Origin of the sequence: Kyrpidia sp. (assembly GCF_023512215.1) — a bacterium.
Classification (GTDB): Bacteria; Bacillota; Bacilli; order Kyrpidiales; family Kyrpidiaceae; genus Kyrpidia; species Kyrpidia spormannii.
Map to the genome: position 1 here is coordinate 1 of NZ_JAILZZ010000066.1, position 11,773 is coordinate 11,773.

The window sequence follows — 11,773 nt, forward strand, 5'->3', positions numbered from 1 at the left end:
GACGGTGCCGGCAGAACCGGCGGCTTGGAGGGCTTTTCCCCATTCCGGATCACGTAAAATACTCAATGATCGCCCCGGGGACATAGTCGGCGATCCACCGGTGAAACCATTCCCGGATCTCCACCTGTTGTTCGTCGGGATACACGAATTTGCCGATTCCGTAGCGGCCCCATTTATATTTGCGCCTTGACTCGTCCAGATCAAGCTTGGTCTTGGGATATCGTTTTTCAATGACCCGTTTTGCAGGGCGGGTGAAACGGTGCTGAATCAGTTCAAAGGTCACACCTTGGCGACGGTCCGGGGGCATGGCCCGGCTCACCCGCCTCACCAGCTCTTCATACTCCTCCCGCCATCCCTCGTACAGATAGATGGGCGCGATAATGAAGCCGAGGGGATAGCCGACCTCCGCCACCCTGCGCGCCGCCTCCAGGCGCTCCTCGAGAGAAGCGGTGTTCGCTTCAAAATTCCGCACCACATAGTCGCTGTTCACGGAAAAGCGGATCCGGGTGTGACCGTTGTGGCGGGCGTCCAGCAGACTGTCCACCAGGTCGTACTTGGTCACAAACCGCAGTCGCCCGTATTCCTCTTGTCCCATGAATTCGATCAGCCGGCGCAGATTTCCCGTCAGGTGCTCCAGACTCAAGGGATCGGAGGTGCAGGCCGCTTCAAAACGAGTGATCCGGGGTCTACGCTCGCGGATATAGCGATGCGCCCGTTCAAGGATTTCCGGAATGTTGACATACACCCGCACATAGGGCCTGGCGCCCAGAGTGGTCTGCAAGTAACAATAGTGGCAGTGGCCGATACACCCGGTCGCGATGGGAATGGCGTATTCCGCCGACGGCCTGGAGGTGTCGAATTCCAGGCTCCGGCGAACCCCGACCACCAGGGTTCGTTTTGCGTTTCGATACCGCTGCAGGTCATCGTCGCCGGGTATGCCGGTCACCCGGTTGTAGGATGTCGTGTAACGAATCTCGACGCCGAGATCCTGAAGACGACGGTAAATGTCCCGGCCAATAGGGTAGTCCAACGCCCGGGGTTCGAAAAAGGCGCGATCCGGAATGAACGGTTGCATCGTCTCTCCTCCGGGGACGCCGTGCCGTCAGCCTCCATCCAGCCGGGCTCCGGCGGGCGATATGATCTTCATCCCCTAGTATGCCTCCAAAACCCTTCCCCACGTTCAATCTTCAGCGCGCGAACAACGCTTCGCCTGCGTCCCCACCCACCTTCGCCTAACGTCAGCCGCCGTCTCTGAGGCGAACGGGCTTCACCCCCCCTCTCCGATCATGGACCCAAGAAACAGTGGCAGGATATCGCGTTGGAAACCTGCCACGGGCGTTTGAACCCGAGAATAAACAGCTAGCCAAAGGGCAGCCATGTCACCAGCGCGTCCGTTTCTCCGGACAGGATGGCCTCCAGTTGTCATTTCGTGCGTTATCCTGATGCGGAGTTTCCATCATTGACCATGTCCCCACATGATGTCTTGGAACGTATATTATTCGAAAACCAAACTTTTTCCATCTGATGCAAATGCCTCGAACCTCGTAACGCCCTCCCGCAGAGCTTTTTCAATTGCCAACCGAATGGCTTTGAGGCCAATCTCGTCCCCAATCAGAACCACATCCTCGTGAGGAGCATTCGAACTGTGTACGTTAATGATCGGCATGCAGATCATATGAATTCGCAGCACAGGACCCGTTCTCCGACAGAGAAAAGCGCCGCGATCCTCCCTTCGCCAGGATTCTTGAAAGCTTTTCCTCCTCCACTATCTATCTCCGCGTTCTTTCATGAACTCCGCAACTCTGTTACGGCTTGATGTTGATCACGGTTATTCGCCGCCGTTCAAATCTTGAATTGCTTCACCAGATCGTGGAGTTGTTCTGCCAGTTTGTTGAGTGACTGAGCCGATGCGGCAATCTCTTCCATCGAAGCATGCTGTTGCTGGGTTGATGCGGATATGGTATGAATCCCCGTCGACGTCGTTTCCGTGATTTCGCTTACAGCTCCCATCATCGTGCGCAGGTCTTCGGCACTGGCGGCCAATTGTTGTAAGGCTGCAGAAACTCCCTCAATCTGATCGCCGACCTTTTGAATCGAACGCTCGATTTGGGCAAAGGATTCTCCGACCTGGTTTACCGCATCGAGGCCGGCGCCCACCGCGGAAGTTGTATTCTCCATGGATTCGACCGCCAGATTGCTTTCCTCCTGGATATTCTTGATGAGTTCGACGATCTGTTTCGCCGAATTCCCCGAGACTTCGGCCAGCTCTCTAATTTCTTCGGCCACCACGGCAAAACTTCTGCCGCTTTCCCCGGCTCTCGCCGCTTCAATGGCCGCGTTGAGCGCCAGGAGATTCGTCTGTTGGGCGATGTTTGTAATCACCTCTATAATTCGCCCAATCTCACTGGAGCGTTCACCCAGACTTTTGACAACCGCGGACAAGGTATCGACCGTTTTCTGAATGGTGTTCATTTGCATGCGCACATGTTGAATGGATCGGCTGCCCAATTTGGACAAGTCGGAGGTCTCGCTTGCGGATGCCGATACAATCTGTGCGTTGTTGGCGATCTGTTCCATCGTCTCGGTCATGTCGTTGACCGTCGACCGGCTTCGATGCACCGTTTCCACCTGTTTCTCGGCGCCGACGGCGATCTCTTGTGCAGCCTGTGTCACTTGTTCAGTTGCTTTCGTGTTCTCTTCTGTGCTGGCCGTCAGCTCTTCGGCGGATGCCGCAAGTTGTTCAGAAGTTTCACTTACGTTTTGAACGAGGGCCCGCAACTGGTTTGTCATAACTGAAAAGCCATCCGCCAGACGGGCAATTTCGTCGCTCCCTCTCTTCCTGACAGCCTCCAGTATCAAATTTCCGCGGGCCACTTGTTCCACTTGCCGTGTGATGAGAGACACAGGCTTTGCAATACGTTGGGCAAAGAACAAACTGACCGCCACACTCAAAATGACCTCAATGCCGAGAGCAACCATCAACATATGCAAGACTTGATTCGCCGGCGCATTAAAGTCGATCATGTAAGATCCTGCAGACACGTTCCAGTTCCAGGAGGGATCTTTCTGGACGTAAACGATCTTCTCACCAACTTTGTCGGAGTTGGGCAATGGGAATATATAGTTCACATAGCCCCCGCCATTTTTGGCTAATCGAACCATATCCTGCACAAACATCTTTCCATCCGGACTCTTGTTATTCCAAAAGTTCTTCCCCTCTGAACCGGGACTCATGACGTTTACCCCGGCGTCATTGGTCGCAAACATGAAACCATAAGCGCCAATGGCAAACTTCGGATTGATCGGCCGCTGTCCCTTTTCATTCATTGGTCCCAACACTTCTTGTTTGATCATTTCCTGAGCGTCCGACAACGTCATCTTTCCGGCTTTTACCTGTTTGTCCGCCTGCTCGATAAGGGCGATCACATGAAGCACGTCTTGTTTCAGTTGAGCCTTACCAGCTTGCTCAAGTTGACCCTGGGTAATTTCGTATGCGATTAAGCCGATCAGGAGACTGGGAATCACCGTTAAGGCCAGAGACATGATCAACAGCTTGGATTTCAATGACGAAATCATAGTCTTCAAGTTGAACTTTTTCATGTGCCCACCCTTTACTCAATCCCTCTCTCTTCTCCAGGGCGCGAAGCTATCCCAGTTCGATACCTCGCCAGTCCACGCATCGGGCGCCGGGCTTGTGCCTGGCAAAGTGATGATGGACGGCTCACTTGACCCTTTTTATGGATACATTTTCATTCAGCTTCCTCCATAAAGTCGTGCTGCTGATTCCAAGACGTTTTGCCGCTTGATGTTTGTTATATTTCGTTTCGATAAGAACCTGCCGAATCAATTCCTTTTCGATTCGCCGAATTGCCTCATCCAATGTTTCGTGTTCTTCGATCTTCCAGCTTTCAGGCATCTCCTGCATCCACAGATCCTCGGGTAACAAATCAACGGTAATTTCACCCTCGTCAATGAGGTTGGCAGCCCTCTCGAGGCAGTTCCTTAACTCGCGCACATTACCGGGCCAATGGTAGTTTTTTAGATGGGCCATAGCTTCACGACTCAAACCCGTTATTCGCTTCTTCATCGTAATATTGAACTCTTTAATGAAGTGATGGGCCAGTAATTCGATATCCTCCGCTCTTTCCCGCAATGAAGGAATGCGCACGGAAACGACATTCAATCGATAATACAGATCTTCCCGGAATAAGCCCCGATTGACCATCTCCTTCAAATCCTTATTGGTCGCGGCAATAATTCGAACATCCACTTTGTAACTTCTCGAACCCCCGATCGGCATGACCTCCTTTTCCTGCAAAACCCGAAGGAACCGGCTTTGGAGGGAAAGATCCATTTCGCCGACTTCATCCAGGAAAAGCGTACCATTGTTCGCTTCAAGAATAAGTCCTTTTTTCCCGCCGGGCGCAGCGCCCGTAAAAGCCCCTCCCTCATACCCAAAAAGTACACTCTCGATTAAATTCGCTGGAATGGCAGCGCAATTAACCGCGACAAAGCGCTGCGAGGCACGACCGCTTGCATTGTGAACAGCCTGCGCGAACAGTTCTTTCCCGGTTCCGGATTCCCCCCATAATAGAATGGGGCTGGAACTTTTCGCCACCCGATTGCACAGTGACTTACACTCCAGAAAACAATTGGCCTGCCCGATCAAGTCTGCAAACGTGTATTTGGCATCCCCTTTCTGCTCTGAAGCGTGCAGTTTCGCCTCTAAAGGCATCCCGCTCAGTTCAACCCCCAGGTGCTTGGTTATGGGGAAAAAAATACTCATGCCTCCTGGAATTGCGCAAGACTCCGAAACAACTGCTTTTTGCAGGGCTATGGCGGAATAAGCATTTTCATTGATTTCTCCAATCAAATGTCCGTTCACCGTTCCATCTCGATTAACACTATGAGTAATGCGACCAATTTCATCAAAGAGAGCCGCCTCACCACCGATGACTTCAGAGATCAAAGGTAGCGACTCCATGAGAACAACTTCCAACTGCTTGCGACGTAATCGTTTCCCATCATCCGTCACGACAATGGCATAATCCCCCACCGGCAAAGCCCAAATTTCCGCACCGCGCCTTAACTCGGATGGACCCGACATAAGCGTGCCCTCAGACATAGCCCGGGCAGCCACTTCCAAATGACAATTCTCTAGACTAGAAATAGTGTTGCCCTCGGGATCAATCACTTTAAGGCGTTTCCCAGAACGATCGGTCACAGCAACAAAGCCGTCTGTTAGTTTGGCTAGAATCGGCAGGGCATGTAACAATGTTGACTTTAGATCCATGTCCCCCATCCTCGAACGTTAATCGAGCCCGTTTTCACCTTTCACCTGGTTTACAGTCAATCCGCCCACCCGGGCGTTGAGTCTGCCCCGGTTGGCGACGCAGACAATGACAGCGATCTCGTCCGGCAACGGAGCGTCATGCAGTGTTAAAGTCATGGTGTCGTAATGAGACCGCACATAAAGTGCATCCTTAAAAGCCAAGGGTACATCAATGATAGTCCCGGGAACACCTCGCTTCGTCGTTGATGAAATCCAGGCCTTCCCACCCCCCACAGCTTCCCTCAGTATGTTTCCGAAAACTGTAGTAAGCATTGCCACGCCGTGTTCTTGCTCCCCATCTGTTCCGACCACAGCTGCCTTCCCATAACTCTCAATACCATATGGCCCCATGGCCTCTACAGCCAATTTGCTAATCCGCCGACCAATATCAGCGCTTTCGTTTATGAGAAGGGTCAAGTCTTCCTGATAGCGACGGGCAAAAGGATTATTGACGACGGCCACTACCCCGACCTTGCGCAGCGGTACACCATCCGATTTGCCCGTGGAATGCAAAGTTTCCTCGACAAAGGTGCTGATTTTCCTGATCTCCATGTTCACAAAACCCCTTTCAGTTATTGATTTCGTCACGTACTGAATATCTTCCTGAGAACGAATTGATTTTTTCAAAGACCGTGTACACGCCGCGAAACCAGCCTTCTTTCGCGAGCCGTGCCCTCCAGGGAGAGGATCTCGCCTCCTGCCGTTCCTTCGACTGAAGGGCCTCCAACCCGGCCAAATAATGCAAAGCCAAATGAGTGAACGTATCCGGCTCCCCCTCCACAATTCGATACCTTCTGCAAGCCCACCAATCCGGGTGTCTCAACAGAGTGGGAACATGGTCAACCGTATACCATTCGTTGAATTCCTTCTCTCTTTCGATTGGAACAGTAAAGGCCACCGCGTATAAAAACGGGGCTTCATAGACCGATACCCCTGTTCCGACATCCACCTGTTCACTGGTCTTCATGCCGATATAGCGAGTGAATCCGCTAACGGAAGACAACATCCAACGGGTCTCTTCGCTTGAATTCTCTTTGATGGAACGGTACTCATCACTGTGAAGCACGTGAATATCATCTATTTCATATACAGCTAAATATTTACGAGCGTTAACCTCTCGATATCGCCTGGCACACTTGAAACCTGGGATTTGCATCCGAATCGGAATATGTTCCGTATCATACCAGCGATTAAAACGCTCTTCCCATTCTTTTTCCGGGATCATTTCAGAATATAGAATGGCACTCCCCACTCCACGATTCCTCCTTTAAATCCACATTTTTAATCGCTCATGGATCACTTTAATGTTTTCCCTTCTCGGCGGCGGCGTGTTTCTGCTGTTCATATAACGTAGAATTCCGTTGGTGAAACACGCCGCAATCGCAGGCAGATCTCCGTTTTCAATGGCATCCAACGCCTCCGCAGCACTGCCGCCAAGAGGAGCATCAATAACTAAGACATCAGCGGGACGCCCCACTCGTATCAACCCTGCATCAATACCATAGATCCGACCAACATGTCCGGTCGCTGCGGCGATCATTTGTTCAGCCGGGGTTTTCGACAAAGCCGATAACTCTACTATAGATTTCATGACGCCAAGAGGCATCATCCCTGTACCTGTAGGTGTATCACTGGCAATTAGAACACGCTGAAACTGTTGTGCCTCTTTCGCCAGCTGGATCGTTCGAATCGCCGCCCTTAGATTGCCTGCTTGCACGATTTGCAATGCGATTGCAGTTTCATGGATGACTTTTTCCAAATCCGAATCCGTCATGGCTGTAGGACCACCGTTAACGTGTCCGCTGATATCCGGGAGCATTTCCAAGAGATCATCTGCAGTCACTGGGGATGAACCCGGTATGGACGCTCCCCCGGTATGACACATCACTTTGAACCCGTGTTTTTGAGCATAACGCACAATCTCCGCCGCGTCTCTCGGCTTTGGAAAAGCTCCAAAACCGGCTTTCGCCAACCAGACTCCCTGCTCCGCCAACTCGACAAAGTCTTTTTCAGTAAGACCCGGTTCCAGGATGACAGAGCCCCCATGGATCGTCATGCCACCCGGACGGAAATGTTGAAAACATCGTTGGGCCATCAGTGCTAACGCTTTGACTCCCGCAGGATCTTTTGGACGGCCGGGGGCGTGAACTTCACTGGCGGTGATCGTCCGGGTAATCCCTCCATGTACGTAGCTCTCTAGAAAGTCAACTGTTTTTTGCCGGGGGGTATAGTCGCCCAATACAATATGGACATGGGAATCAATGAGGCCGGGTATCACAGTGGCCCCGTCGGCGTCAACCACGACATTGCATGATGACAGGTCAATGTCCTGACTTCCTATATACGAAATGATTCCGTTTTCCATAATTATGCATTTCATATCTCTTGCCGACGGTAATCCATCTCCCCCAACAAGAACCCCAATATTGACAATTGCCGACTTCATCAAACCCCTCCTAGGTGACTGATGGTAAAAGCTCTCACTCGTTTAATTTCAGCCCACCTCAACCTGTGGGTCAGGCTCCGGCGATTCCCACGGTATTCTCGATCACTTCCTCAAGATGTTACCTTCGGTCTGGGTCAGCCTTTCAATGACCAGTTTAATGCAAGATATATGCCAAAATTGTCCCGGCTATTGAAAACCCATATACCATCAAGGTTTTAGTTCTTCAATATTTTAATATAGAACGATTTCAATTTCAGTTTTGCAATGGTCTATTTCATTCATGAAAAAAACGCAAAGACCTGTTTCGAAGCCGATGTACTATTTTTTCATCAGGGGGAGTAAAGCTATCGAGCCAACCAGTCCGACAAGGACTAAGAAGCTAAGACCATTGTTAAAATTATGGGACGGCCCGATGATCAGTCCCATGACAAACGGAGCGAAGGCGCCGCATAAATTACCGATACCGTTGCAGATACCGTACCCGGTAGCCGATGCCCTTTCGGGAAGGATCTGGAGCAAAAGCGCGAACGATGTTGGAATGACGGTACCCAGAAATAGAGTTCCAACTGAAATGAGCAAAGCCGCCAGGATTGGGCTCGGTACCAGTGAAACCGCATAGAATACGGCCGATACGCCCAACATGCCTACAAGACAAATGGGACTTCTCTTCATCCAGCGATCAGATAACGCGCTTCCCACCAGTTCTCCGATCATCATCGTGAAAAAGGGCAGCGACGAGTAAAATCCGAGAGAGGTGATGTTAAAGTGTCTAACCTCTCTCAGGTATGTAGGCAACCAGCTGTTGATCCCCCACAACAGGCTCAGATAACTGACGAAAAGGAGCACAACAAGCCAGTAATCGAAACGCGACATGAATTCTTTGATGCCTTGACGAAACGTTTCTGTCGCTCCTAAAACCTCCCTGCGGCCCTGTTTGATGTATTGCAGTTCTTCCGGAGAGATTGATGCATAATCTTCAGGGCGGTCTTTCAAGAAAAGAGATACGAGGGGCAAGACAATGAATAACGAGATGGCAGCTAAGACATAAAATGTGGCTCTCCAACCAAACATGGAATTTATCAAGATGATAAACGGAAATCCGATAGCGGAACCCAGAGGACTTCCAATCGCCCACATCGCATTTGCCAGCCCTTGTTCTGAGGTCGGAAACCATGATTTCGTAAACTTGGCGCTCAAGGAGAATTGCGGCCCCTCAGAAATACCCAACAAGACCCTGAATAGAATCATCGACAAAAAGGAAGAAGTCAGCCCCATTCCGAACATGAAAACGCTCCACAACAGGGTCAACAAGATCAGACTTTTTCTTAGCCCCAACATGGTATCTCCGATGAAGCTGAGCAGAACACCTGAAACCCCGTATGCAAATATAAAACTCGTCATCAAAAGCCCAAGTAACGCTGGATTGTTACCTACTCCCAAGGCATGCTGAAAATCGTTATCGGTAAAAAGGACAGAAACGTTGATCCGATCAAAAAACGCACTTAGTACAGTCCCAAATAAGACGGTAGCCACGAACCACCTCTTGCGACCGATTTTTGGCCTCTCTGTACTTCTCGCAATACCTTCCATGAATCCACCCTCTCTTCCTCTTAGCTTTACGGACACCTGACATCTGGTAAAGCACAATCCAGAACGTGTGCGCCCCCTTATACGGGGATGCACACGTAATCCCTCTAAAACGTTTCGTTTTGTTCCAAAGAATAACTGGATAAACAGGTTTCAACCAGACGATCTGCTTCCTCAAAACCGTAATTCCTAAACGCTTGCCCTTTTACCACATGGGGCGGTCCACCATAAAACATTTCATATTGATGATGTCTTCCGGCAAACTCGGAGCCAACAAGATCCCATACCAATTTAAACAATTGCACGCGTTTCTCTGCCGGAACACCGGGGGATTGGATGTAACGTCTGATGTCATGGGATGTGTCTGGGTTCAAAAAATCTTTATAAGAAGAAGGTACTTGGAGCATCCCCCCACCCGTCAGCTCACGGACTAAGAACAGAATGTCGTGATACAGTTTCGGCTGAAGGGCCATCGCACTGTAGAGATATCTCGGGTTGGGCACAAACTGTCCGTAGTCATTCTGGGTTCCCGAAGCTTCCGCAGCCAACACCAAACCTTCATGCACCGAAACCCTGGATACCAGTTCCCCCAATCGTCCTTGAACCGGGGGCAATTTGATAATTCCAGTCGTTTCAGCCACTTTTTTGGCCAGGCCGGCAATAAACTGAAGTTTACTGGTCAGGCGGATTTGAGCTTGAACATTACCGTAAATATGTGCCGGCGTGGCAAAAAACTGTTTATTGGTCAGTTCGATGTTTTTATACACAAACACGTGTTCCCAGGGAACAAAAACATCTTCGAAGACAGCCAAGGCATCGGTTTCATCAAAACGAGTCGACAAAGGATAATCGTAAACACTGGGCTTATCAACGGCATAACTTCGTCTTACATACAATTTTAACCCCCGTGCATTCATGGGTACGACCAGTGATATCGCATACTTCTCATCCCCGGGATGCAGCGGAGAAATAACAGATACAAAGAGATAATCCGTTAACGCTCCACTCGTAGCGAGCATCTGAGCGCCGCGAATCACAATGCCATCCTTTCGTTCTTCAAGCACTCCGCACGCGAGATAAGGATTTTCCCATTGATTAGCAGGTTTGCTGCGATCAACTTGTGGATGCACAATCGTGTAAGTTAAGAATAGATGATGATCCCGGGCATATTCGTAGAAATTAACCACGTTTTCTGCAAACCGACCCCCTCCTTCGTTAAAGACCTCACTCGCTCCGGCAAAACCAGCCAGAAAATTAGCGATATGATCCGGGCTTCTTCCCATAAGCCCATACGTAGCATCGGCGCTCTTTTTCATCGCCACCCGTTTCTCAGCCTGCTCTTCCCTTGTTCGGGGAATCATGTACGCTTTATAAACGGGTTCCCCGGTTTTCGGCGAATAAAATGTCATATGATGAGCCGGATCGGCAATCATGTCGTATAATCCTGCGATCGTTTTCGCGGCCCCGGCAAAGGCGGGATGGCTCGCCACATCAGCCACACGTTCACCGTCAATATATACGCACCGACCGTCGTTTAAACTCTTCAGATAATCTGCTCCTGTACGCACCATTTTATGACTCCTTTCTCGGGTCGCAGAGTTTAATTTCAATTGACAGTAACGTACCGGCCCCTAAAGAAACCTAATGGCCTGCCCTCTCCTGCAGAGGTCTCGATCACTTTTCCAAAGAATACCGTATGATCGCCAACCTCCACTTCTTCGATCGTTTCACAAATTAGATGAGCAAGCGCCCCATCCAATACAGCAGCTCCCTTGGCCGCTCTTCGAAAAGTAACCTCCACGTCTTTTTCGATTGGTTGCCTCGCGAATAATCGGGATATTTCCATTTGATTTTCCTTGAGAATATTGACTCCAAACAGTCCGGCCTTTTGAATCAGATTCCGGCATTTCGCATGTTGGTCGACACAGATGAGAATCACAGGCGGTTGAAGTGACACAGACGTAAGGGAATTGGCTGTCATTCCGTGAATTTTCCCCCCATCGGCCACCGTGATAACTGCAATACCGGTCGGAAATCTCCCCATGGCATGCCTGAATTCGTTGCTATCAACCTCCATCGATCAAGCTCCTTTCCATAAGAACTTCACGTTCGCATTCCTGAAAAGCAAATTCTATGCCAACTTAGATTTAGGCGGTTATTAAGCAATAAGGAGCTCAATGATTACGAAAGTGAAATAAAATATTTCATAAAAAATAGGGGCAGGGCGAATCTCCTCCCGCTCCAGACCAAGCGCCAACCTAAAGACCATCAAAAGCACCCACGCCGGGGGGAGAGAGGCACAAAAAGGCCTGCCCCGGTTCCGCAGAGCAGGCCCGTATTATTGAATCACTTTTACCGCGGGCTCAGAACAATTTCTTCGAGCGATCTGGGCGCAATCCGACGGTCAA

General features: G+C 50.2%; 9 protein-coding genes. All 9 read right to left on the bottom strand.

Annotation, left to right across the window (positions count from 1 at the left end; translation table 11 throughout):
* Positions 1 to 49: 49 nt before the first annotated feature.
* The 9 genes from splB to K6T64_RS15100 all read right to left on the bottom strand — a co-directional run bounded on the left by splB (position 50) and on the right by K6T64_RS15100 (position 11,442).
* Complete coding sequence (gene splB, locus K6T64_RS15060; protein WP_288010888.1) at positions 50 to 1,075, bottom strand: spore photoproduct lyase; 1,026 nt, start codon at positions 1,073 to 1,075, stop codon at positions 50 to 52.
* A gap of 767 nt (positions 1,076 to 1,842) precedes the next feature.
* Positions 1,843 to 3,600, bottom strand: a complete 1,758-nt coding sequence (locus K6T64_RS15065; RefSeq protein WP_288010889.1) for a methyl-accepting chemotaxis protein — start codon at positions 3,598 to 3,600, stop codon at positions 1,843 to 1,845.
* A 121-nt stretch (positions 3,601 to 3,721) separates the two neighbouring features.
* Positions 3,722 to 5,293: a sigma-54 interaction domain-containing protein gene (locus tag K6T64_RS15070; protein WP_288010890.1), complete on the bottom strand. Its 1,572-nt coding sequence runs from the start codon at positions 5,291 to 5,293 to the stop codon at positions 3,722 to 3,724.
* Positions 5,294 to 5,311: 18 nt separating this feature from the next.
* On the bottom strand, positions 5,312 to 5,884 hold the full coding sequence (locus tag K6T64_RS15075; RefSeq protein ID WP_288010891.1) for an amino acid synthesis family protein: 573 nt from the start codon (positions 5,882 to 5,884) through the stop codon (positions 5,312 to 5,314).
* Between the two features lie 16 nt (positions 5,885 to 5,900).
* Positions 5,901 to 6,584 carry a DUF4286 family protein gene (locus tag K6T64_RS15080; protein ID WP_288010892.1) on the bottom strand — a complete coding sequence of 228 codons (684 nt, stop codon included), beginning with the start codon at positions 6,582 to 6,584 and terminating at the stop codon, positions 5,901 to 5,903.
* Between the two features lie 15 nt (positions 6,585 to 6,599).
* Positions 6,600 to 7,778, bottom strand: coding sequence for an amidohydrolase family protein (locus K6T64_RS15085; protein ID WP_288010893.1), 1,179 nt, complete (start codon positions 7,776 to 7,778; stop codon positions 6,600 to 6,602).
* Positions 7,779 to 8,096: 318 nt separating this feature from the next.
* Positions 8,097 to 9,368 (bottom strand): MFS transporter, encoded by a 1,272-nt coding sequence (locus K6T64_RS15090; RefSeq protein ID WP_288010894.1) that lies wholly within the window; start codon positions 9,366 to 9,368, stop codon positions 8,097 to 8,099.
* A 104-nt stretch (positions 9,369 to 9,472) separates the two neighbouring features.
* On the bottom strand, positions 9,473 to 10,933 hold the full coding sequence (locus tag K6T64_RS15095) for a 4-hydroxyphenylacetate 3-hydroxylase family protein (protein ID WP_288010895.1): 1,461 nt from the start codon (positions 10,931 to 10,933) through the stop codon (positions 9,473 to 9,475).
* A 38-nt stretch (positions 10,934 to 10,971) separates the two neighbouring features.
* Positions 10,972 to 11,442: a flavin reductase family protein gene (locus K6T64_RS15100; RefSeq protein WP_288010896.1), complete on the bottom strand. Its 471-nt coding sequence runs from the start codon at positions 11,440 to 11,442 to the stop codon at positions 10,972 to 10,974.
* Between the last annotated feature and the right edge of the window lie 331 nt (positions 11,443 to 11,773).

Coding starts and splice junctions, on each gene's coding strand:
- splB (WP_288010888.1), bottom strand. CDS start 1,075: ATGCAACCGTTCATTCCGGATCGCGCCTTTTTCGAACCCCGGGCGTTG.
- K6T64_RS15085 (WP_288010893.1), bottom strand. CDS start 7,778: ATGAAGTCGGCAATTGTCAATATTGGGGTTCTTGTTGGGGGAGATGGA.
- K6T64_RS15075 (WP_288010891.1), bottom strand. CDS start 5,884: ATGGAGATCAGGAAAATCAGCACCTTTGTCGAGGAAACTTTGCATTCC.
- K6T64_RS15090 (WP_288010894.1), bottom strand. CDS start 9,368: ATGGAAGGTATTGCGAGAAGTACAGAGAGGCCAAAAATCGGTCGCAAG.
- K6T64_RS15070 (WP_288010890.1), bottom strand. CDS start 5,293: ATGGATCTAAAGTCAACATTGTTACATGCCCTGCCGATTCTAGCCAAA.
- K6T64_RS15065 (WP_288010889.1), bottom strand. CDS start 3,600: ATGAAAAAGTTCAACTTGAAGACTATGATTTCGTCATTGAAATCCAAG.
- K6T64_RS15100 (WP_288010896.1), bottom strand. CDS start 11,442: ATGGAGGTTGATAGCAACGAATTCAGGCATGCCATGGGGAGATTTCCG.